The organism is Pseudomonas sp. 32_A (assembly GCF_017490905.1).
Classification (GTDB): domain Bacteria; phylum Pseudomonadota; class Gammaproteobacteria; order Pseudomonadales; family Pseudomonadaceae; genus Aquipseudomonas; species Aquipseudomonas inefficax.
Genome location: NZ_JAFGYI010000041.1, coordinates 27,152 through 49,940, shown reverse-complemented (window position 1 = coordinate 49,940; position 22,789 = coordinate 27,152). Strand labels below are relative to the sequence as shown.

Sequence of the window (22,789 nt, the reverse complement as noted above, 5' to 3'; positions counted from 1 at the left end):
CCTACAAGCAGATAGTCTGCGCTGCTATGCGTAAGCTTTTGCACCTGGTGTATGGCGTAGTGAAATCCGGCAAACCGTTTGACCCTCAAATCGCTCTTGCGGGGTGAGGGTCAAGACGGTATCTACAAGGGCCAGTGCTGGCTAGAAGAGCCATGCAAGACTAAATTTCTTCTCTAACCCGGCAAAAAGCCCGTCCGCCCTCTACACTGCTGCGGGTATCAGCCAAGGCAATGTGCCATACATGGAGTACCTGTGATGGGCTGCGTGTCGAATGGTCGTGCTGCTGGCAACGCCGGACGTGGCATTTCACTGCAGTGGCTGGTGGCACTCGCCATTGTGCTGGGCATGTTGCTGCTCGGCGCCGCCCTGGCCTGGCAGGGCTATCACGGCATTCGCCAGACCTTGGTGGCCGCAGCGGGTGATTCTGCCCAGCAAATTGGCAAGACCATCGACGAACGCGCTCGGCGCCTGATCGACCCGGTGCACAGCAGTATCCGCCTGCTCGCCCACAACCCGTCTGCGCAAAACTCGGCGCAGCGCCTGGAACGCTTGCCGCAACTGGTCGAGACGCTGGAAGCCAACCGCATGCTCAGTGCTGCCTACATGGGTTACCCCAGTGGTGATTTCCTGCTGGTGCGGCGCCTTCGCGATCCGCAGTTGCTGCAGCGTTTCGCTGCGCCGCCGGGCTCGGCATTTCTGGTGCAGAGCGTCAGCCGTGAGGGTGGAGCGGTGCAGGGTGAATGGCGCTTCTACGACCGCGCGCTGAACCTTTTGCAGGCCCAGGCCAAGCCCCAATACCGCTACGACCCGCGCACGCGCCCATGGTTTGTCGAAGCCAGCGCCCAGCCCACCACCGTGCTGACCCACCCCTATGTGTTCTTCACCACCCGCGAGATCGGCCTGACCATGGCCCAGCGCAGCGTCGACGGTGGGGCGGTGATCGGCATGGACGTTTCGGTCGACGACCTGGCCAGCGAGACCCAGGGCCTGCGCATGACACCCGGCACCGAGATCGTCGTGGTCGACGATCAGGGCAGTGTGGTGGCCTACCCGGAACTGCAGCGGGTAATCGTGCACGAAGGGCAGGCCGCACGCTTGTCGCGTATCGGTGAACTGGGCATTCCCAGCCTGGAGCATCTTTACGCCGACCTGCCGCAAGGTACCCGGCCGCAGCCTTACCAGGTGGACGGTCAGACCTGGTATGGCATGCATGTGCAACTGACCAACCTGGCCGGGCAGGACCTGCAGGTGCTGATTGCCGTGCCAGGCCATGAATTGCTGGCCGGTGCGCGCAAGGTACTGCTCGAGCAGTTGCTCTGGACCGCTGCCCTGATAAGCGTGCTGCTGGTGCTCGGTGGTGTGCTCGGCCGGCGTATCGGCCGCCCGTTGCGGCTGCTGGCTGAGCAGGTACAAGGCCTGGCAGGCTTTGATTTCAGCCGCGAAGTCGGGGTGCGCTCGCGGGTGTCCGAGGTGCGTGAGCTGAGCCGCGTGCTTGGCCGCATGTCCGGGACCATCCGCAGCTTCCAGGCGATTACCCTCACACTCAGCAGCGAGCGCGACCTGGAGCACATGCTCGACGGTGTGTTGACCCATCTGGTGGAAGCCGCCGGGGTCGATGCCGGCGTGGTGTACCTGTTCGATGCCGAACACGCCTTGCTGCGCCTGGCCGCCGCCTGCCGTGGCGAGCAGTACCCTGGCGAGCTGGCCGTGGACGAGACGGCCCAGCAGCACCTGGCCGCGGCGGTGACCCAGGCCCTCGGCCTGCATGAGGGCAGCATGGCCCTGGTGTTGAATGACCGTAGCCAGGCGCTGTTGGGCATTCTGGTCCTGCAACTGGGCGATGGGCATGTACACGAACAGGCAGGCCAGCCGTTCCGCAGCTTTGTTGCGGAACTGTCCGGGGTGGCGGCGGTGGCCATCGAGACGCGCCAGCTGGCCGAAGCCCAGCAACGCCTGCTGGATGCCATGATCAAGCTGCTGGCCGATGCCATCGATGCCAAGAGCCCCTATACCGGCGGCCATTGCGAGCGGGTGCCTCAACTGGCGCAGATGCTGCTGGACCAGGCGGTGGCGGCCGAAACTGGGCCATATGCCAGCTTCAGCATGACCGCGGCTGAACGCTACGAATTCCACGTGGCGGCCTGGCTGCACGACTGCGGCAAGGTCACCAGCCCCGAGTATGTGGTGGACAAGGCGACCAAGCTGGAAACCTTGTACAACCGTATCCACGAGGTACGCATGCGTTTCGAGGTGCTCTGGCGGGATGCCGGGCTGGCCTATTGGCAAGGCCTGGCCAGAGGTGGCGACCAGCAGGCGCTGCAAGCCACCCTGGCGCGCAGCCAGGCCCAGTTGCAGGACGACTTCGCCTTCGTCGCCCAGGCCAACATTGGCGGCGAGTTCATGCAGGACGCCGACATCGAACGCCTGCAGCAGATTGGCCAGCGCTGCTGGCAGCGCCATTTCGACAACCGCCTGGGCATTTCCCGTGATGAAGCGGAACGCTTTGCCGACGTACCTGCGCCTGCGCTACCGGTTGACGAGCCACTGCTTGCCGACCGCCCGGAGCATTGCGTGCCCTGGGGCCCCCGCAAGCCGCCGGTGGCCAAGGACGACCCGCGCAACCGCTGGGGCTTCGACATGCGCCTGCCGGCCTGCGCCAGCAATTACGGCGAGCTGTACAACCTGGCGATCCGCCGCGGCACGCTGAATGATGAGGAACGCTTCAAGATCAACGAGCACATCGTGCAGACCATCATCATGCTCAGTTCCTTGCCGTTCCCCCGCCAGCTCAAGCGGGTGCCGGACATTGCCGGCAACCACCACGAGAAAATGGACGGCAGCGGCTACCCGCGCCGGCTGGGCGAGCAGGACCTGGGCATTGCCGAGCGGGTGATGGCGATTGCCGACATCTTCGAGGCGCTGACCGCGGCCGACCGGCCCTACAAGGCGCCGAAGACCTTGTCCGAGTCGGTGAAGATCCTGGTAGGCATGGCCCGCGACGGGCACATCGACGGGCAGTTGCTGGAGCTGTTTCTCAGCAGTGGGGTGTACCGCCAGTATGCCGAGCGCTTCCTGCGGGCCGAGCAGATCGACGAGGTGGACGTGGCGTACTGGTTGGAGCAGATGCGTTGCCCGGCTTGAGCAAAAGTCCCCGATCCACCCACACCCCCATTTCTTCGAAGACACCTTGATCCAGGTGCAGATGCCCAATGGGCGCAGCACGTTGCATTAAGGCTTTATTGATGTGTCGCCAGGGCAGGCCTCTTCGCGGGTGAACCCGCTCCCACAGGATCACCACAGACTTCAAGACTTGCACAGTACCTGTGGGAGCGGGTTTACCCGCGAAAGGGCCGGCTCAGGCACTCCAGATATTTCAGGGGGATTGAATAATGACCACAGAAGACACTCAATTCACTGTCGGCAAGACCACGTTCTACCAAAGGCGCAGATGGATGATGCCGAGCTGGGCATGAAGCAGTGAGAGTTTGCCTCCGGGGCGCATGAGGGCCGCAAGGCGTTTGCCGTGGCAGTTTTAGCGCCTGTGAGATCGAGCGCCGCCCGCGCGGCGCTTCGCGGGGCAAGCCCGCTCCCACATTTGTTGCAACGTGCCAAACCTGTCAGGCCATGGTTGCCAGCCTTGTTGCCTTTGTGCGGTTTCCCGGCTGGCGCTACCGCCGCTTCTCCGGTCTCAAACTCTCCACCAAAGCGGGCAACGCCTCTCCCACAGGCATGGCCACGTTGCAACAAATGTGGGAGCGGGCTTGCCCCGCGAAGCGCCGCGCGGGCGGCGCTCGATCTCACAGGCGCTGCAAAATTGCCGGCCTTACCTTACTTCACTCATACCCCTGCGCCCCGGCAATATGCCGCCCGGCCACATAGCCAAAAGTCAGCGCCGGGCCCAGGTTGATGCCACCCGACGGATACCAGCCGCCAAACACGCTGGCCATGTCGGTACCCGCTGCATACAGGCCTGCAATCGGCTGCCCAGCCTCATCCAGCACCCGGGCATTGCCGTCGGTGCGCAGCCCGGCAAAGGTACCAAAGCAACCGGGTTGCACCTTCACCGCATAGAACGGCCCTTGCTCGATGGGCGCCACGCAAGGGTTTGGCCCTTTGTGCTGCGGGTCGCCCTGCTTGCGGTTGAACGGCGTGGAACCACGGCCAAACGCCGGGTCATGGCCGTTGCGGGCATGGTTGTTGAAGTCGCTGACCGTGGCGCGCAACCCTCCCGGGTCGATGCCGCAGGCCTGGGCCAACTGTTCAAGGGTGGCCCCTTGCTTGAGATAGCCGCTGCGCACGTGCGGCCACACCGGCAGCGGCGCCGGGCGGGCGTGGCCCAGGCCGTAGCGACGCAGGAAACGGTGGTCGCAAACCAGCCACGAACACACCTCTTCGCCCTGCGGCACCGCCGCGACCATCGCTGATACATAGTCGTAATAGCCATGCGCTTCGTTGACGAAACGCTTGCCGTCGGCCAGCACGCCGATGATGCCCGGTTTGCCGCGTTCGATGATGTGCGGGAAGTGGCCAACGCTGCCGTCGCGGTGCGGCACTCGCGAAACCGGCGCCCAGGCCACCGGCGACTTCAGGTCGGTGGCGACCACACCGCCGGCCGACTCGCCCAGGCGCAGGCCGTCGCCCGAACAACCTTTGGGGGGCAGGGCCAGGTTGTCATGGCCGCTGGCATCGCGCGGAAACAATTGCCGGCGCCGGGCGTTGTCGTTAGGGAAACCACCCGCCGCGAGCACCACGGCCTTGGCACGGATCAGTTGCTCGCCCTGTGGTGTAGCCACCAGCGCCCCGCGCACCTCTCCATCCTCGACCAACAGGCGTTTGGCCGGTGCCGACTCCTGTAGCTGCACGCCCAGGTCCTGCGCCGACCTGGCCAGGCGGGCCACCAGTGCCACGCCGTTGACCAGGTGCATCGCCCGGCCATAACGGGCCAGGTGGTACAAGTGGCGGCCAAAGCGTTTGCACACGTGCAGCAAGGCCTTGGGCGAGCGGGTCATGTTGAGGAACGCGGCAAGGTCGGCACCGGCCATTATCGGCATGCCCATGAACGAGGTTTCGCGCATGGTCTTGCGTAGGCGTGGCAGTAGCGCACCCACCTCGCGGGCGTCATAGGGCGCGGCAATCACCTGGTGCCCGCCCTGGGCCGCGCCCGGTGTGTCGCCATGCATGTCGGGGATGCCGTTGCCGTCGGCAAACTGCAGCGCCGTGTGCTTTTCGAAAAACGCCACCATGTGCGGGCAGGCTTCGAGGAAGGCGTCGACGCGTTCGGCGTTGTAATACGCCCCCAGTTCATTGCGCAGGTAGGTACGCGGCTGCTCGATGTCTTCCTCGATGCCGGCCCGGCGCGCCAGCGGGTTGCGCGGCACCCAGGCCCAGCCGCCGGACCAGGCGGTGGCGCCGCCGAACACTGGTTCCTTCTCCACCACGATCACCTTCTGCCCATGCCACGCAGCCGTCACGGCCGCAGCCAGCCCGGCGGCACCAGAACCTATGACCAGTACATCGCATTCGGTTTCGTAGGGAGCGGAAGGCATTGCGGGATTCCTGTATTGTTATTGGAACAAGGTTCCACATTCTTGTCGGCAGTGAGTCTGTCCGCAAGGGCATGACGGCCTTGCCGGGCAAGAAATGGGCGATAACCGGACAGTTCCTACAGCACTAGCCGCGGTGGCTATCAGCGGTATGGAATCATCTTCTAGAATTCGCAAAAATTTTCAGGGACCTGTGTCATGGCTGGTAGTCAGATCGAACGCGCCTTCAGTCTTGTAGAAAGCCTTACCGGTGAGCCGCAGGGGCTGCCGTTGCAAACCCTGGCCGAGCGCCTGGACATCCCCAAGAGCGCCACCCATCGCATGCTCACCGAGCTGGTGCGGCTGGGCTATGTGCGGCAGAACCGTGACAATAGCCGCTACCAGCTGTCGGCCAAGCTGGTGGCGCTGGGCTTCCGCTACCTGGCCAGCAGTGGTGCCGACATCATCCAGCCGATTCTTGACCGCCTGGCCCAGGACAGCGGCGAACTGGTGCGCCTTGGCGTGATCGACGGCGCGCGCCAGACCTGGATCGCCAAGTCCCAGGGCGCCCGCTCCGGGCTGCGCTACGACCCGGACATGGGCCGCGACGCACCGCTGTTCTATACCGCGTCCGGGCATGCCTGGCTGGCCAGTCTGGATGATGAGCAGGCGCTGCAGATGGTGTTGCGCCAGGGCATTGCCGACCCGGCGCAGTTCGGCCCGAATGCGCCGCGCTCCACCGACGAATTGCTCACCTACCTGCGCCGCGCCCGCGAACGCGGTTATGCCTGGGTCGAGGAAACCTCGGCCATTGGTACCTCGGCCCTGGCTGCGGTGGTGCGCCGCCCGCAAGGTGACGAGGTGATCGGTGTGCTGAGTATCGCCGGGCCCAGTGCGCGCCTGGCGCAAAGCCGCCTGGCAGAACTGGCGCCGCTGTTGCTGGCGGCGGCGGAGGAACTGTCGGCGGCCAGCCGGGCCAGTGAGTTGTTTGCCTGAAGTGCATTTCCGGTCGATTACCGCACACTCTGTTCTGCGGCTTCTTCTGAAAAGCTGAACCTGGTTCTAAATTGTTCAATGTGGATTGTGGAATCAGATTCCGGAATCTGCATGACAACAATGACAAGAGGACAGGCTGTTGAACGCACCCCTTCGTATTGCCTTGATCGGCGCCGGCATCATGGGCCGCCAGCATTACCAGCATTTGCTAAATGTACCGCAGGCCCAGCTGTGCGCTGTGGCCGACCCGGGCCCGCAGGCCGAGGCTTTCGCTGCCGAATGCGGCGTGCCCTGTTTTGCCGACCACCGCCAGATGCTGGAGCACGCACGCCCCGAGGCAGTGATTGTCGCCAACCCGAACAACCTGCATGTCGCCACCGCCCTGGATTGCGTCGAAGCTGGTGTACCGGTGCTGGTCGAAAAACCGGTGGGCGTGCATCTAGATGAAGTCCGCGCGCTGGTGGAAGCCTCGCGCCGCCACAATGTACCGGTGCTGGTCGGCCATCACCGCCGGCATAACCCGCTGATCGCCAAGGCTCACCAAGTGATTGCCGAAGGCAAGCTGGGCCGGTTGATCAACGTCACCGCACTGTGGCAGTTGCAAAAGCCCGACAGCTATTTCGAAACCCCGTGGCGCCGCGAGCCGGGTGCCGGTTTCTTGCTGACCAACCTGATCCATGACCTTGACCTGCTGCGCCACCTGTGCGGCGAAGTGGTGCAGGTGCAGGCATTCACCCGCAACGATGTGCGCGGTTTTGCCAACGAAGACAGCGCCGCGGTGCTACTGCAGTTCGCCAATGGCGCATTGGGCAGCCTGACCGGCTCCGACGCGGTGGCCGCGCCGTGGAGCTGGGAGCTGGATTCCGGCGAAAGCCCGGTCTACCCACGCCAGGATGGTCAGCCGTGCTACCTGCTGGCTGGCACCCGAGGGGCACTGAGCATTCCGCAACTCAAGCGCTGGCACTACGCCGAGGTCGGTTCGGGCTGGCACACGCCGTTGTTGCAGAGCGAGGAATGCATCCCCGCCGGCGAGGCATTGACCTTGCAGCTGCAACACTTCGTGCGGGTTGCCCGGGGTGAACAGGCGCCGCTGATCGATGCCGCCGACGGTGGCCGCACCCTGGCGCTGATCGAGGCGATCCGCCTGGCAGCGGAAACTGGCCGGGCCTGTGCGCCCGAGCACATTGCTTGACTGGTCTGGTGACGATAATGACTGATCGAATTTTCTCCCTGGCGGCCCTGACGGTACTCGAACTGCCCCCGCCGGACATGGTCGAGGCAGCAGCCCGCGCCGGTTACAGCCATGTAGGCCTGCGCCTGGTGCCCGCCACCGAGCAAGAGCAGCATTTCCCGCTGGTGGCCGACGCCGACCTGCGCCGGCAGACCCAGGCGCGCCTGCGCGACACCGGTATCAAGGTGCTCGACCTCGAGATCCTGAGGCTGAAGCCGGAAACCTGTGTAGCCGACTTCGAGCCGATCCTGGCGGTGGGCGCCGAGCTGGGCGGCACGGAGCTGCTGGTGGCAGGCAACGACCCTGATGAAGCGCGGCTGACCGAGCGCTTTGCTGCGTTGTGTGACCTGGCGGCGGGGTATGGCATTCATCCGCATCTGGAGTTCATGCCCTGGACGGATGTGCGTGACCTGCGCCAGGCCATGCGGGTGGTGGCCAACGCCGACCGCGCCAATGGCTGCGTGCTGGTGGATGCCTTCCACTTCAACCGCTCCGGTTCTTCACTGGACGATCTGGCGCAACTGGCGCCTCAGCGCATGCGCTATGCCCAGCTGTGCGACGTTGCCGGCCCGGTGCCGGCCGACATGGACGAGATCCTGCGCCAGGCACGCAACGAGCGGCGCTTCCCGGGTGAGGGCGATGCCGATCTGGTCAGCTTGCTGCGCGGCTTGCCGCCAAGTGTGCCGTTGAGCCTGGAGATCCCCACACGGCAGTTGCTGGAGCAGGGCATGAGCGGCGAACAGCGCGCGCGGATGGCGCTGGAGAAGGCCATGGCAGTGTTGGCCAGAGTCTGATTGACAGAGCGCGGCGCTTGGCACGGGCTACCGCCCGTGTTCGCTGGCACGCCCGCTCCCACAGGGATCGCGCCAGCTTTTAGAAATGGAGCAAGACACCTGCTCCCACAGGTACAGCGCATGGATTGAGCCCTGTGGAGCCCTTGTGGGAGCGGCTGCGAACACCGGCGCAGCCGGTGCCAGGCACCGCGTTGGATTCTTCGCGGCTGAAGCCGCTCCCACAGGTACAGCGCATGTCCTGACTCAGGCGCTCTCGACCTTGCGTGGCGCCATGAAGTACATCCACACCAGCGCCAGGAAGTACATCGCCGGGATCATGGTGAACAACACGGCATAGTTGTTATTGGTAGCGGTCAGCACGCTACCGACGATCTGCGTCATGAACATCCCGCCAATCGCCGCGCACATGCTGCCGAAACCGAACACCGTACTCACCAGCTGCTTGGGCGTGTAGTCCATCACCAGGCTCCAGATATTCGCCGTCCATGCCTGGTGCGCGCCCACCGCCAGCGAAATGGCCGCCACCGCGACCCACAGGCCACTGGCGTTGGCTGCAAAGATGACGCTGACCATGGTGCAGGCGAAGATCAGCATCGACACCAGCCGCGCCGTGGTAGCGCGCATGCCACGGCCGATCAGCCAGGATGACAGGATGCCGCCGCCGATGCTGCCGAAGTCCGCCGTCAGCCAGATGATGATCAGCGGGATGCCCATCTGGGTCACGTTGATGCCCAGGCTGTACTGCTGATTGAGAAACGGTGGCAGCCAGTACAGGTAGAACCAGAACACCGGTGCGGTAATCGCGTAGGCCACCGCGAAGGCCCAGGTGCCACGCAGGCGCAGGATACGGCTGAACGGCACGCGGGTCGGCTCGGGCTCGTCATCCTGCTGGATGTACTCCACCTCGCTCTGGCGCACGCGCGGGTGATCTTCAGGGTTGTAGTACTTCAGCACCCACAGCACCACCCACACCAGCCCCAGGCTGCCCATGGCGATGAACGCGGCCTGCCAGCCCCACACGGCCAGAATCAGCGGCAGCAGGGCTGGCGTGACCATGGCGCCGACGTTGGTGCCAGCATTGAACAGGCCGGTGGCGATGGCCCGCTCGCCAGCCGGGAACCACAGGCGCACGGTCTTCACGCAGGCCGGGTAGTTGGCGGCCTCGGTCAGGCCGAGGATGAAGCGGCAGACCATGAAGCCAGCGGCCGAGGTGGCCAGGCCGTGAGCGCCGGTGGCCAGGCTCCACAGCAGCACGGCGAAGAAGAACGCGCGTTTTACCCCGACCTTGTCGATCAGCCGGCCTTGCAGCAGGAAGCCGACCGCATAGCCGACCTGGAACCAGAAGTTGATGTTGGCGTAGTCCATCGCCGTCCAGCTCATTTCCTTGGCCAGGACCGGCTGCATGATGCCCAGCGCGGCACGGTCGATGTAGTTCAGGGTGGTGGCAAAGAACACCAGGGCAAGCATGCCCCAACGGGTCTTGCCGACGCCAAAGGCGCCGCGAAGCTTGTCGCCGATCGAACCCTGGGGCATCCGGGGGGCGGCGGGGGTGATCCTGGAGTGGTTCATAAACTGCTCGTTTCTTGAAATTGTATTGGCTGCGGTGCTACGCGTACGTGACCAAGTCCCAGGCAGGGGGCACGCAAGGCCGGTGCATGGTGAGCAGTGGAGGCGGCAGCGTCAATTCAAGGGAGGGGCTAGTGTTCGGTTACCGAACGGTTGCGTTGGGCCTGCGTGATCAATGAAGGATGTTGAGATGACGGGGGACTGGCTTAGCGGGGCAGGTTGTCATGATCAGGAAAGTGTCTCGTTCAGCTTGTCACTATTGGGTGTGTGATCTCAACGCCGCAAGTCGCAGCGCCCTCCATGGGCAGTACCGATAGAGCAGTCGACCGCCACGTGCCAATCGCATACTGCCACTCCATGATGTTCCAGTGCTCAACGGTTGCGGCGTGACGAGACCTCTGTTGGTGAGCGGGCGAAAGAATACAGGTAAATATTCCTACGATACTTATCCGAGAATCTTACAAATGAAAGTGCATAGGGCTAAGGCGTAAATTTTTAGTTTGCGACAGTCCATGGGCGCTACTGGAAAAAATAGTTCAATTAAATCTTTACGCCGTCGATTGTAAGACGTTTCCGAATTGACTCGGGTAGGTGGAATTTGGCTAATATTTACGCATTCGGGGTTGTATGGTTTGATCGTGGATTGTTGTTGATATGGATCAATGCGTTGTCGGTGGGCGAGTTGCTCTTGTGTGAGAGGGCGCGGTTGGCTTGGCTGCAAAATGGATGTGGTTCATCGACTATAGACTGTTGTGCGGTTTTTTGTAGGACGTTTCCTAGTTTGGTGTGAGGGGTGGCAAAAAAGCAAAACATGGTTCACATTTGGTGGGGAAATATTTTGGGATGCCAGCGGGGTGAGGCGCCATTACTGAGTTGAGCCCAGTCTCACCAAGTGGTGACGGTTTGATTCGGGGCATCTATAACCGGGACTACTTTCGGGAGAGATCATGGCTTCAAATAGCTTTCAGAATGAGGTGCCAAAGGCGCGCGTCAATATCAAGCTTGATCTGCATACAGGCGGTGCTCAGCGCAAGGTGGAGCTTCCGCTAAAACTCATGTTGATGGGGGACTACAGTAATGGGAAGGAGCAGCGTCCGCTGTCAGAGCGGCCCAAAGTAAATATCAACAAGAATAATTTTGATAGTGTGCTGTCCGACCTCTCTCCGAGTCTCAAGCTTGTTGTTGAAGATACGCTGTCGGGCGACGGTGGCGAGACGCCGGTCGAACTGAGCTTTCGGCGCATGAAGGACTTCGAGCCAGAGCAGGTTGCTCGACAGATCCCCCAGTTGCGTGCACTGTTGGCGATGCGAAATTTACTGCGCGAGCTGAAGGCCAATCTTCTGGATAACGCAACGTTCCGTGCTGAACTGGAGCGGATACTTAAAGATGAAGCGTTAAGTGACGAGTTGCGTAAAGAACTCGCTGCCCTTGCATCGCAAAGCGAACGCTAGAAACCATCATCTCGACAGACGGGAAGCTAAAAATGTCCGAAGAGCAATCTTCTGCGCAATCGCGTGGCGCCACCGTGCAGGTGGAAGAAAACCAGAGCGTCTATCACGCGCTGTTTGAAAGAATAAACCTTGAGCCGCTTGATCAGATGGGTGGCATTGAAGCGTTCCAAAGTGTCGATGCGTTGTCAGAAGCGACGGCTAATGAGCGCGTGACTGCATCGGTGAGCGTTTTTCTGGACCGGCTCAAGCAGGTCTCTCCGAAGGTGGAGAAACTGGACAGGGCTCTGCTAGATGAGCACATCGCCTCGATTGATGCTCAGATCAGCAGTCAGCTGGATGCGGTCATGCATCACCCGGATTTCCAGAGGGTCGAATCAATTTGGCGCGGCGCGAAGTCATTGATTGACCAAACGGACTTCCGTCAGAATGTCCGAATTGAGCTGCTCGATATCAGTAAGGAACATTTGGCGCAGGACTTTGAGGACGCGCCTGAGATCTCGCAAAGCGGTTTGTATCTGCATACCTATACTCAGGAATACGATACGCCTGGCGGTGAGCCCATCGCGGCGGCGGTTTCGAATTACGAGTTTGGGCGAGAGCCGCAAGACATTGCATTGTTGCGGAATGTCTCGAAAGTGGCGGCTGCATCGCATATGCCATTTTTGTACTCGGTTGGTCCGGAATTTTTCGGAAAGAACACCATGGAAGAAGTGGCCGCGATCAAGGATCTCGGTAGTCACATGGATCGGGCTGAGTATATTAAGTGGAACAGCTTCAGGCAAACTGACGATGCCCGTTATACGGGCGGGACGACACCGCGCACATTGGGGCGTCTTCCCTATGGGGCTGCCACGAACCCTGTGCGATCTTTCAACTATGAGGAGCGAGTCAAGGGGCCGGACCACAGCAAGTATTTGTGGATAAGTGCAACCTTCGCGTTCGCGGCCAACATGGTCAAGAGCTTCATCGCTAATGGTTGGTGCGTGCAGATTCGCGGACCACAGTCCGGTGGCGCTGTCACGAACTTGCCGATCCATTTGTACGACCTGGGGACAGGTAGTCAAGTCAAGATCCCTTCGGAAGTGATGATTCCGGAGACCCGAGAATTTGAGTTTGCCAACCTGGGCTTGATTCCACTTTCGTATTACAAAAATCGCGACTACGCGTGTTTTTTCTCGGCCAACTCAGCGCATAAGCCGGCCATCTATGACACAGCGGAAGCCACGGCAAATAGCCGTATCAATTCGCGGTTGCCCTATGTGTTCCTGCTTTCTCGCATTGCGCACTATTTGAAACTGATCCAGCGGGAGAATATCGGTACAACCAAAGACCGTCGCCTGTTGGAGTTGGAACTCAACAGGTGGGTAAGCGGTTTGGTCACCGAGATGACGGACCCAGGGGATGACTTACAGGCTTCTCACCCACTGAGGCAGGCAAAAGTGGTTGTCGAAGACATTGATGACAATCCGGGCTTCTTCAGGGTCAAGTTGTTTGCTGTGCCGCATTTCCAGGTTGAAGGTATGGACATCAATCTTTCCTTGGTTTCGCAGATGCCCAAAGCAAAATCTTGATTGCGGTTGCAGGAGTGTATGACGTGAAAATCGATCGGCCTTTATGGGCGTCCGGCGTGGTGTTGTCTGCGCAGCAATTTCAGCAGCAGGCCCGCTTTGAATCGTGGACTAATCAATGTATTGCCTCACTGGCCCTGGTTCACCCTTGGGGCATCCGTCATGTAGCGTTTGATGCAGAGGCGCTGAGGTTGGGCAAGCTGATGGCCACTCGGCTTCAGTTGTGCCTGCCAGACGGTACTTTGATTGACACCGATCGGTTGGATCGACTGCCCGGTGCCCTGGAACTCTCTCGGGTATTGCCCGGTGATATCCAGACGGCAACGGTTGTGCTCGCTTTGCCACTGGAACAGGCCAATGGTAACAACTGCCTGTTTGAGGGCAACAGCGTCGAGCGGCCAGTCAGATATCACCAGGTATGGCGTGATACCAAGGATCTGTACACCGGCGAAATGCAGTCAATCAGCGTGCTCGAACAGGCGCTGAGCTTGCGTCTGGCTGACGACGATAATGCGGACTATCTCACGTGCCCGGTGGCCCGTTTGCTGCGTGATGGCCGGGATGGGTGGGCAATTGATGATAGCTACATCCCGCCCTTGCTGAGATTTGATGCTCATGCCGGGTTGTTGCTTCAGCTCGACAACTTGCTGACCCAGCTGTCCGCCAAGCGTGAGCGGTTGATGGGGATGCGTCGGGAGAGCAACCAGCGCATGGCGGATTTTGCTGTTGCGGATGTCACGCTGTTCTGGTTGCTCAATGCGCTGAACACGTATCAGCCAGTGCTGGCTGACCTGAAAGCGCAGCCTGGTCGGCATCCGGAACAGGTGTATCAGCAGTTGGTGAAGTTCGCAGGCGGTCTGCTCACCTTTTCCTTGGACCAGCATATCGAGGACATACCTGCCTACCAGCACGCAGATCTTGAAGCAGTCTTCCCGCCGTTGATGCGTACCCTTTCTACATTGCTGGAGGCGAGCCTGCCGTCACGTGTGCTGGCCTTGTCCCTGGAGGCACGCAGCGCAAACCGTTGGCAGGTTTCCCTGAGCGATCCACGCTTGCTTGAGCCAGAAGGTGCTGACTTCTATCTCTCGGTTCGCTGTCGGCTGCCGGCCGTTCAAGTTCAAAGCCAGTTCCCCCGGCTGTGCAAGGTCGGCTCCCCCGATGATGTGGATCATCTCGTCAATGCGGCGCTCGATGGCGTTCCTCTGAAACCTTTGAGCCATGTGCCGGCGGCAATACCGCTGCGTCTGGATAATCAGTACTTCGCACTCGACCTTAGCCATGCAAAAGGGCGTGCGATGCTGGCTGATGGGGTCTGTGCGCTCTATGTTCCGAGCGTGTTTCAGGATGTCCAGCTCGAATTGTTCGCGGTGCTTCGCTCATGAACCATGCGACCCCACAGAACGCCGCAGCCAAGGTGGATATAGACGCGCTGATGCAGGATACCTATCTGCTGGTAGTCGAGTTGCGACACGGTACCGAGGCGCACAGCAGCCCGCAGTTATGGTCGCGCTGTGTTGCTGATGTCGAGCATGTACGCGCCACGCTTCAGGAGCGTGGCCTGGATCGCCGTAGCATCGATCTGATCAGCCATGCGCAATGTGCGCTGCTGGACGAGACGGTGCTTGCTTGCGCGGAGGGTCGAGCCCATGAGGATTGGGCGATGGAGACCTTGCAGGCAAAGTTCTTCAGCAGCCACCAGGCGGGTGAGTCGCTCTACGAGGATATGCGCACTGCGCTGCGCGAAGCCTCTGTGCACCGTCATGTACTCACTGTATTTCATCGAGTCCTGATGCTTGGATTCCTGGGGCGCTACCGAGAAGTCAATCACCCGGAGCGCCAGCAGTTGTTGACTGCCATCTCTGCCGAGGTGCCGCCTCTGGTCACAAGCCAGTCGTTGGTCATCCCGTTAGGCACTGGTCCGCGGATGCCGATGTGGCATTGGTTGCGCTCTCCTCTGGTTCACATCGTGATGGCCGCTGCCCTGTTGGTAGGCGCCTGGTGGGGGCTTGATAACGCGTTAGGTGAGGCAGTGGCCTCTCTCTTGCCAGTGCAGGAGTGAGCGTAATGCCGCGGATACACAAACAAGGGCTTTGGTTATGGGCCGGTGCGCTGTCCTTGTTGTTGATTGCCACGTTGCCGCTGGCTTCAGGGGTTCAAGTCATCGCGGCTCTGCTAGTCAGTGCTTTGGTGATGGTGGGTTGGCGCCGGATATCGCGTGCTGCCGGAAAACGTACACAGCTGCAGTGGAGCAGTGGTGCCAGCCTGCCTGCTGGATCGTATCGTCATCCCGTTGTTCTGGTGGTCGGCGATAGTTTGACTGAACTGTTTGAGGCCTCGTCTGCCGAGCAGTTGGTTCCACGAGTAACAGGGGAGGGGTGTTATGTGCCAGTGCCCGACCTTTCGAAGTTGCCCGCAACTGTAGCCGATCTCTTGCTGGAGCGGCCAGAGTGGGGTGGGCAGCTCAGCATCATGTGGGTCGTGACCCCCAGTGCCCATACAGACGGCGCAGTGCTTGCGAACCAGATACAAAGCTTGTGCCACCAGGTCGCGATACTGCGCAAGCGAGGTACACCGCTGCCGCTGCTGATTGTGAGCTATTTCCACAGCGCGAGCGGGGCTTCGCCCTGGTTCAGCTGGGAGGCTGAAGAGTCGAGTGTGCGAGTACGAGAGGCGGGTGAATGCCTGAGCCTGTCCGAATGGCAGCGCAGGGGCAAAGATCCTGAGCACCAGGCTGACCGACTACGCACCACGGTGCAGTTGAACGCTGCCGTCGGTTGGCTGAACGAAGCGTGCTTGGCGGAAATGGACACAGAAAGTCCCCGTCAGCAGATCGCAACTGCGCTCACCCTTGCGGTTGCATTTGTTCCGAGGATTGAGGGGGCGCGTGACAGCAATCTTTGGCACCGCTGGCTCCAGCAGCGGACCGGCCTTTCCTACATTCGTGATGGGGCTAATCACGCAAACGCGTCGTTACCCTTTCCTGATTCACTGCTTCATTTGCTGCCCGGCAGGGCTCCGTACAGTCCGCGAAGCAGGGCTGTGGTGATTGGGGTCTGGTTGTTGGTGCTAGCGGCTTGCGTCGCATTGATCAGCTCGGCGAGGCAGAACACGCTCCTGATACGTCAGGTCACCGATGATTTGCGACGCTACAGCACCGCTTCGCTGAGCCCCGATTCGGCCAGCGTATCGCAGCGCCAGGAGGCACTGATGGTGCTTCGCCAGGATGCGCAGCGCCTGGATCACTACTACCGCCAGGGGGAGCCGTGGTCACTTGGTATCGGGCTGTATCAAGGCGAAAGATTACGTCCGTCACTGCTGGCGGCGATCAACGGCCACCGCATCCCGACCGTGCCTCAAGGCCTGCCTGACAAGCCACGCACGGTTCGCCTGGACAGCTTGTCGCTGTTCAACAGTGGCAGCGCGCAGTTGAAGCCAGAGTCGACCAAGTTCCTGGTGAATGCGTTTGCGGGCATCAAGGCCCAGCCAGGTTGGCTAATCGTGATCACGGGCCACACGGATGCGACGGGCAGTGACGAACAGAACCTGCGCTTGTCGCGAGCACGCGCCGCTGCGGTTCACGACTGGATTCAACACATGGGTGACATACCCGGCAACTGCTTCGCAGTACAAGGCTTGGGGGCGAGTGAGCCCGTTGCAAGCAATGACACGGAACAAGGACGGTCGGCCAATCGCCGAGTTGAAATTCGCCTGGTGCCGGAGGCGGGGGCTTGTCAGTCCTCGACTACGGCCTCGGGATTGCAACCCCTGTCGCACTTCGCGACGCCCAACGCTTGAAATGAGGAACTTCTAAATGGCTATTCCTGTTTACCTGTGGCTGAAAGACGATGGCGGCTCTGAAATCAAAGGCTCTGTCAATGTCAAAGATCGCGAGGGCAGTATTGAAGTGGTTGCCCAGGATCATGATCTCTATATACCGACTGATAACAACACCGGAAAGTTGACGGGGACCCGGATTCATACCGCTTTCGTATTTACCAAGGAAATCGATTCGTCCACGCCTTACCTCTATAAGGCTGTCACGACTGGGCAGACGCTGAAAGAGGCCGAATTCAAATGGTACAAAATCAATGATGCCGGGCAGGAGGTTGAGTATTTCAATACCAAGCTGGAGAACGTCAAGGTCGTAAAGGTTGCACCCAAAATGCACGATATCAAAGACCCTGCGAAGGAAAAGCACAATCACCTGGAGTTGGTCGAGCTTCGCTACGAGAAGATTATCTGGACTTACAAGGATGGCAACATCATTCACTCCGATGCGTGGAGTGAACGCGCCACCGCCTGATAGATATTGGCCAGCAGCCAATGGTGGTTGATGGTTTCCAGTGTCTTGGGTTGAGCGCCCGTGCGCGGGCGTTCAGCCAAATACACCTCAGATATTCAGACGCGCTCGCACTTGTGGCGACATGCTGATCATTGACGACAAGGATGCCCTGTATGGCACACGATCCTACACGCCTGCTTCGCCGGCTAAACGCCTATTGTACCCAGGCACTCACGGCAGCAGCTTCACTTTGCCAGGCACGTGGGCACAGTCATATCACCGTTGAACACTGGCTGTTGAAATTGTTTGAACAAGGCGAGGGCGATCTCGTGGTCATCGCCCGCCGATATGAGTGGGATATGGATGCCATCTGGCAGGGACTGCTTGACCACTTCAATACATTGCCGCGCAGCGTTCTCAGCAAACCTCAGCTGAGCGGTGAAGTGCGGCAGCTGATCACCAATGCCTGGTTGTTGGCATCGCTGGATCGTGACTGTGAGCAGTTGCGATCCGTTCACTTGCTGGGGGCGCTATTTGAAGCGCCAAACTTGCTTAAGTGTTCAGCCGCTTGGCCTGCATTGAGCATCGGTCCTATGCAATCGGAGCAAGTGAAAGCGCTGCTTGAATTCGATTCGGAAGAACGTCAATCAGAGCAGAATTCATTGTTCAAGCCAGAAGTGCCAGGAGAGTCTGAGGCTGTGGGCGGCACAGGTGGTGATTCGGCACTACTCGCCATCTTGGATCAGTTCAGCCATGACGTTACTGCCAAGGCTGCAGCAGGGCAGATCGATCCGGTCTTCGGTCGCGACGATGAGATCCGTCAGGTGATCGATGTGCTGAGCCGTCGGCGCAAGAACAACCCCATTCTGGTAGGCGATCCAGGTGTCGGCAAAACCGCGCTGGTCGAGGGGCTGGCTTTACGCATCGCCAGCGGCGATGTCCCCGATAGCCTGAAACCGGTGTGCATCCGTACGCTGGACCTGGGGTTGCTCCAGGCGGGCGCCGGGGTCAAAGGCGAGTTCGAACAACGCTTGAAGAACGTGATCGATGCAGTCCAGCGGTCAGAGACTCCGGTGCTGCTGTTCATCGATGAAGCCCACACCTTGATCGGCGCTGGCAACCAGGCTGGGGGCGCAGACGCGGCGAATCTGCTGAAGCCGGCCCTGGCGCGTGGCGAGCTGCGCACCATCGCTGCCACCACCTGGAGTGAATACAAGCAGTACTTCGAGCGCGATGCGGCGCTGGAGCGTCGCTTCCAGATGATCAAGGTCGATGAGCCAGATGATGCCAATGCCTGTGTGATGCTGCGAGGGCTCAAAGCGCGTTATGCCAGCTACCACGGCGTGCATGTTCAAGACGCTGCGGTGCAGGCGGCGGTCAGCTTGTCTCGCCGTTTTTTGACGGGGCGACGTTTACCGGACAAAGCGGTGGATCTGATTGATACCGCCTGTGCGCGGGTTCGCATGAGCTTGGACTGCGAACCTCAGGCTCTGGTCCAGCTGAAGTCGCAGAAGATGGCTTTCACCGCAGAGCGGATGGCGCTGGTAGACGACGCACAGCTTACCGGTAATTCGGATGAATCTCGCTTGGCGAAGATCACTGACCAACTGGTGCAGCTGGAGAGTCAGCAAGCCGCGTTGGAGTTGCAGTACCAACAAGAGCTCGATCTCACCCACCAGCTGCTCAATGCTCGCCAGGCCGAGCAGGTCGATACAACTGTCTGCGCTCGTCTACAAGAGCAACTCAACTACGTGCAGGGCGGTCGGCCACTGCTGTCACTCGACGTGTGCGCCCGCAGTGTGGCTGAAGTGATCGCCGACTGGACGGGCGTGCCTCTCGGCAGCTTGCTGAAGGACGAACATGCCAGCTTGTTGAACCTGGAAGATCAGTTGGCCGAGCGTGTTGTTGGTCAAGACCCCGCGCTGCTTGCACTTGCCCAACGGTTGCGCGCCGCCCGAACGGGCCTCACTGATGACAAAGCACCGATGGGCGTGTTCCTGCTGGTCGGGACCAGTGGTATCGGCAAGACAGAGACGGCCCATGCATTGGCCAGCAGCCTGTTCGGTGGCGAGAAGTCACTGATCACGCTGAACATGTCGGAGTACCAGGAGGCGCACACCGTCAGCCAACTCAAAGGTTCGCCGCCTGGCTATGTGGGCTACGGTCAGGGCGGCGTGCTCACCGAAGCCGTCCGCCAGCGCCCCTATAGCGTGGTGTTGCTGGATGAAGTCGAGAAGGCTCACCGTGATGTGCTCAACCTGTTCTATCAGGTGTTTGACCGCGGCTTCATGCGGGATGGTGAAGGCCGAGAGATCGATTTCCGAAACACGGTCATCTTGATGACTTCCAACCTGGGTAGCGATCTGCTGCAAGGCAGTGTCGAGCGGCAACCAGACATTGAGGAAGCGGCACTGCACGAACTATTGCGTCCCGTGCTACGCGAACACTTCCAGCCTGCACTGTTGGCGCGCTTCCAGACCTTGATCTTCCGTCCGCTGGGGGGCGATGCACTCAAGCGCATAGTCGCCATCAAGCTCGATCAAGTGGCCAAACGCTTGCTGCGCCATTACGGCCTGCAATGTGAGGTTGATGACTCGCTCTACGAGGCGCTGGTCACCGCCTGCCTTTTGCCCGATACCGGCGCTCGCAACATCGATAGCTTGCTCAACCAGCAGATCCTGCCGGTCCTCAGCCAGCAGTTGCTGCAGCGCCAAGCCCTCGGTCAGCCAACACAAGCTGTGACGCTCGGGTACTGCGAAGACGCTGGTATCAGTTTGAGCTTTTCGGATGAACACGACCCGGCGCTGCTGGCTACCGAGAGGACCTGATCATGGCGAAGTCAATAATGGGTTCCACCCACAACCTCTATCAGTTAGAAGTTGAAGACCTCACGGCCGAACTCGATGTACTGTCATTCAAAGGCGAGGAATGGCTAAGCCAGCCATTCAAGTACACCATTGCGTTCACTTCCCAAGAGCAGGATATCGAGGCGGCGCAAATCCTCGGGAAAGATGCCAGCTTCTATCTGGGCAAGTCTGAACTGACCACTCAGCTTCCAATGCCTGACGGGGCATCACGCACAGTGCATGGCGTGATCACGGGTTTCAAGCGTGTCTCCGGCTCCCGGGATGAAGCCCGCTACCAAGTCGCACTTGAAGCGCACCTGGCATTGCTCGGACGTGGCAAGCAGTACCGGATCTATCAGCATCAGTCGGTACCGGAGATTGTTGAAAGCATCCTGCGCAGTCGCCATCAGCTGGAAGGGCAGCACTTCGTGTTCGACCTGGCGCGCGAATACCCCAAGCGTGAACAGGTCATGCAGTACGGTGAGAGCGATCTGACTTTCATCAGCCGTCTGCTGGCGGAAGTCGGCATCTGGTATCGCTTCACCCACGACGATCGGCTTTACATTGATGTGGTCGAGTTTCACGACCATCAACGGCATTACCAGTTTGGCGTCAAGTTGCCGCATCGGCCCCTGTCGGGCTTGACCAGCAATGGGCAGGACGGCGTGTGGGCGCTGCAGGTTGAGCATCAGGTAGTGGAACAGCACATCAACGTGCGGGCGTATCACCACCGGGACGCGGCTGCTTTCCTGGATGGTGAGGTTGATCACAGCCGGGGTGCCACCACTACGTACGGCGAAGGCTATCACTACGGTGAGCCCTATACCGCGCTGGGTGACGCAATTGACCAGGATGAGGACCTGCTCAGCGAAAGCGGCTACTTCTATGCACGCCTGAATCATGAGCGCTTTCTCAACGATCAGACCCGTTGTAACGGTGTCAGCAGCAGCGTGAGGCTGGCCCCAGGGCAAGTGCTGACGGTCTCTGACGGGGCGCCACAGGTCTTCGAACCTGGCGTGGTCATCACGCATTTGACCGTCGAGGCAGCTCGCGATCGGAGCCTGGAAGCCAAGTTTGACGCGATTCCCTACTCGGAGACGATAGGCTTTCGGCCAAGCTTGCTGAGCAAGCCGCAGATCGCCGGTACGGTGCCGGCGCGGGTCACCAGTACGCAAAAGAACGATCCTTATGGCCATATCGATATGGAGGGCCGCTACCGGGTCATTTTCCTGTTCGACCGGGACACCTGGCGAGCAGGCGAGGAGAGTGTCTGGCTCCGACTGGCTCGCCCTTATGCGGGGGACACCCATGGCCTGCACCTGCCGTTGATCTGCGGTACTGAAGTGGCGGTGGCGTTCGAGCAAGGCGACCCAGACCGGCCCTACATCGCCCATGCCTTGCACGACAGTGAACATCCCGACCACGTGACGCTGCGCAACTACAAACGCAATGTGCTGCGGACACCGGCCAACAACAAGTTTCGCCTGGACGATACGCGTGGGCAGGAGCACATCAAGCTCAGTACCGAGCACGGCGGCAAGAGCCAACTCAATCTGGGGCATGTGGTGGATGCTGAGCGCAAACCCCGAGGAGCGGGCGCAGAGCTGCGAACGGATGGGCATGTCGCTGTGCGCGGTGGCAGCGGCATCTTCATCAGTGCTGATACGCAGCCAGGGGCCAAGGGGCACATGCTCGAAATGGCTGCTGCCCTGGAGCGCCTGGAGCAGGCCAAAGACCAGTTGGAAGGGCTTTCGGATGACGCTCAGGCGTGCAAGGGGGAGCCTGCGGATGTCCAGGCCCAGCTGGACCTGCTTAAGCAAGATCTGGAACAGCTTAAATCCTCGGTCCTGCTACTGAGCGCCCCTCAGGGGATCTCGCTAACCAGTGGCGGCCACCTTCAGCTGGCAGCGCAAAAGAACCTGATGCTCAACGTCGGCGGCCAGGCCGATATGAGCGTGGTCAAACGCTTGTTTGTTGGGATAGGGCAGGGACTGAGTGTGTTTGTGCGCAAATTGGGCATCAAGCTCATTGCCAACCAAGGGCCAATCAGTGTCCAAGCGCAGAACGATTCATTGTCGCTAATTGCACGGCATGGTCTAGAAATTTCTAGTACCGAAGATGAAATCCGGATCACAGCGAAGAAGAAGATTACGCTCAATGCGGGTGGGAGTTACATCTCGATAGATGCGTGCAGCATTGAGTCTGGTACTGAGGGGGACTACGTAATTAAGTGCACCCATTTTGAACGTATGGACGCAATCTCTAAAGGCTCAGCTTTCTTGACGTTACCTACATCAGTTGAGCCTCTATTAGAGTTTGACGAGCAGTTCCAGATTTTTGAAGAGGATGGCCAGTCCCCAATGATTGGTGTTCCGTACAAGGTTACCAGTGAGTCTGGAAAGGTTTGGTTGGGAAGAACCGATAGCCAGGGCCGTACCGAGCGTGTGAAAACTCCCAATGCAGAGAAGTTGTCATTGGTCTTTGGTCGTGGACTTGAATGTCAGTTGCGAACTGGTAAGTGATAGTTTGAATA

At 60.2% G+C, this 22,789-nt stretch carries 14 protein-coding genes; 12 read left to right on the top strand and 2 right to left on the bottom strand.

Annotated features, from left to right (window positions below):
* Positions 1–255 precede the first annotated feature (255 nt).
* Positions 256–3,141: an HD domain-containing phosphohydrolase gene (locus tag J5M58_RS21225; RefSeq protein WP_207879483.1), complete on the top strand. Its 2,886-nt coding sequence runs from the start codon at positions 256–258 to the stop codon at positions 3,139–3,141.
* Between the two features lie 692 nt (positions 3,142–3,833).
* Here the strand turns inward: J5M58_RS21225 and J5M58_RS21220 are convergent.
* Positions 3,834–5,546, bottom strand: a complete 1,713-nt coding sequence (locus J5M58_RS21220; RefSeq protein ID WP_207879481.1) for an FAD-dependent oxidoreductase — start codon at positions 5,544–5,546, stop codon at positions 3,834–3,836.
* A 195-nt stretch (positions 5,547–5,741) separates the two neighbouring features.
* On the opposite strand from J5M58_RS21220, the gene J5M58_RS21215 reads away from it, so the two are divergent.
* From J5M58_RS21215 to J5M58_RS21205, 3 genes are all read left to right on the top strand, one after another.
* The gene (locus J5M58_RS21215; protein WP_207879479.1) at positions 5,742–6,518 is read left to right on the top strand and encodes an IclR family transcriptional regulator; all 777 of its coding nucleotides are present in this window, start codon (positions 5,742–5,744) and stop codon (positions 6,516–6,518) included.
* Positions 6,519–6,657: 139 nt separating this feature from the next.
* The gene (locus J5M58_RS21210; protein ID WP_207879477.1) at positions 6,658–7,710 is read left to right on the top strand and encodes a Gfo/Idh/MocA family protein; all 1,053 of its coding nucleotides are present in this window, start codon (positions 6,658–6,660) and stop codon (positions 7,708–7,710) included.
* A gap of 17 nt (positions 7,711–7,727) precedes the next feature.
* Positions 7,728–8,543 carry a sugar phosphate isomerase/epimerase gene (locus tag J5M58_RS21205; protein ID WP_112252194.1) on the top strand — a complete coding sequence of 272 codons (816 nt, stop codon included), beginning with the start codon at positions 7,728–7,730 and terminating at the stop codon, positions 8,541–8,543.
* Between the two features lie 243 nt (positions 8,544–8,786).
* Here J5M58_RS21205 and J5M58_RS21200 read toward each other — a convergent pair whose 3' ends face one another.
* Positions 8,787–10,112, bottom strand: coding sequence for an MFS transporter (locus tag J5M58_RS21200; RefSeq protein ID WP_112252193.1), 1,326 nt, complete (start codon positions 10,110–10,112; stop codon positions 8,787–8,789).
* Positions 10,113–11,056: 944 nt separating this feature from the next.
* Here J5M58_RS21200 and tssB point away from each other — a divergent pair.
* The 8 genes from tssB (at position 11,057) to J5M58_RS21160 (ending at position 22,778) form a co-directional block, all read left to right on the top strand.
* Entirely contained in the window at positions 11,057–11,560 is a 504-nt protein-coding gene (tssB, locus tag J5M58_RS21195) for a type VI secretion system contractile sheath small subunit (protein WP_207879475.1), read from the top strand.
* Positions 11,561–11,592: 32 nt separating this feature from the next.
* Entirely contained in the window at positions 11,593–13,131 is a 1,539-nt protein-coding gene (tssC, locus tag J5M58_RS21190; RefSeq protein ID WP_207879472.1) for a type VI secretion system contractile sheath large subunit, read from the top strand.
* A gap of 23 nt (positions 13,132–13,154) precedes the next feature.
* Entirely contained in the window at positions 13,155–14,510 is a 1,356-nt protein-coding gene (tssK, locus tag J5M58_RS21185) for a type VI secretion system baseplate subunit TssK (protein ID WP_207879470.1), read from the top strand.
* Positions 14,507–15,187, top strand: a complete 681-nt coding sequence (tssL, locus tag J5M58_RS21180) for a type VI secretion system protein TssL, short form (RefSeq protein ID WP_207879468.1) — start codon at positions 14,507–14,509, stop codon at positions 15,185–15,187. The genes tssK and tssL overlap by 4 nt, the downstream gene beginning before the upstream one ends.
* A 5-nt stretch (positions 15,188–15,192) precedes the next feature.
* Positions 15,193–16,923, top strand: coding sequence for an OmpA family protein (locus J5M58_RS21175; RefSeq protein WP_207879465.1), 1,731 nt, complete (start codon positions 15,193–15,195; stop codon positions 16,921–16,923).
* Between the two features lie 16 nt (positions 16,924–16,939).
* The gene (locus tag J5M58_RS21170) at positions 16,940–17,431 is read left to right on the top strand and encodes an Hcp family type VI secretion system effector (RefSeq protein WP_207879464.1); all 492 of its coding nucleotides are present in this window, start codon (positions 16,940–16,942) and stop codon (positions 17,429–17,431) included.
* Between the two features lie 152 nt (positions 17,432–17,583).
* On the top strand, positions 17,584–20,238 hold the full coding sequence (gene tssH, locus J5M58_RS21165; protein WP_207879463.1) for a type VI secretion system ATPase TssH: 2,655 nt from the start codon (positions 17,584–17,586) through the stop codon (positions 20,236–20,238).
* A gap of 2 nt (positions 20,239–20,240) precedes the next feature.
* Positions 20,241–22,778, top strand: coding sequence for a type VI secretion system Vgr family protein (locus J5M58_RS21160; RefSeq protein WP_243432438.1), 2,538 nt, complete (start codon positions 20,241–20,243; stop codon positions 22,776–22,778).
* Positions 22,779–22,789 lie beyond the last annotated feature (11 nt).

Coding starts and splice junctions, on each gene's coding strand:
- tssL (WP_207879468.1), top strand. CDS start 14,507: ATGAACCATGCGACCCCACAGAACGCCGCAGCCAAGGTGGATATAGAC.
- tssH (WP_207879463.1), top strand. CDS start 17,584: ATGGCACACGATCCTACACGCCTGCTTCGCCGGCTAAACGCCTATTGT.
- J5M58_RS21160 (WP_243432438.1), top strand. CDS start 20,241: ATGGCGAAGTCAATAATGGGTTCCACCCACAACCTCTATCAGTTAGAA.
- J5M58_RS21215 (WP_207879479.1), top strand. CDS start 5,742: ATGGCTGGTAGTCAGATCGAACGCGCCTTCAGTCTTGTAGAAAGCCTT.
- J5M58_RS21175 (WP_207879465.1), top strand. CDS start 15,193: ATGCCGCGGATACACAAACAAGGGCTTTGGTTATGGGCCGGTGCGCTG.
- J5M58_RS21200 (WP_112252193.1), bottom strand. CDS start 10,112: ATGAACCACTCCAGGATCACCCCCGCCGCCCCCCGGATGCCCCAGGGT.
- tssB (WP_207879475.1), top strand. CDS start 11,057: ATGGCTTCAAATAGCTTTCAGAATGAGGTGCCAAAGGCGCGCGTCAAT.
- tssC (WP_207879472.1), top strand. CDS start 11,593: ATGTCCGAAGAGCAATCTTCTGCGCAATCGCGTGGCGCCACCGTGCAG.
- J5M58_RS21220 (WP_207879481.1), bottom strand. CDS start 5,546: ATGCCTTCCGCTCCCTACGAAACCGAATGCGATGTACTGGTCATAGGT.
- J5M58_RS21170 (WP_207879464.1), top strand. CDS start 16,940: ATGGCTATTCCTGTTTACCTGTGGCTGAAAGACGATGGCGGCTCTGAA.
- J5M58_RS21205 (WP_112252194.1), top strand. CDS start 7,728: ATGACTGATCGAATTTTCTCCCTGGCGGCCCTGACGGTACTCGAACTG.
- J5M58_RS21225 (WP_207879483.1), top strand. CDS start 256: ATGGGCTGCGTGTCGAATGGTCGTGCTGCTGGCAACGCCGGACGTGGC.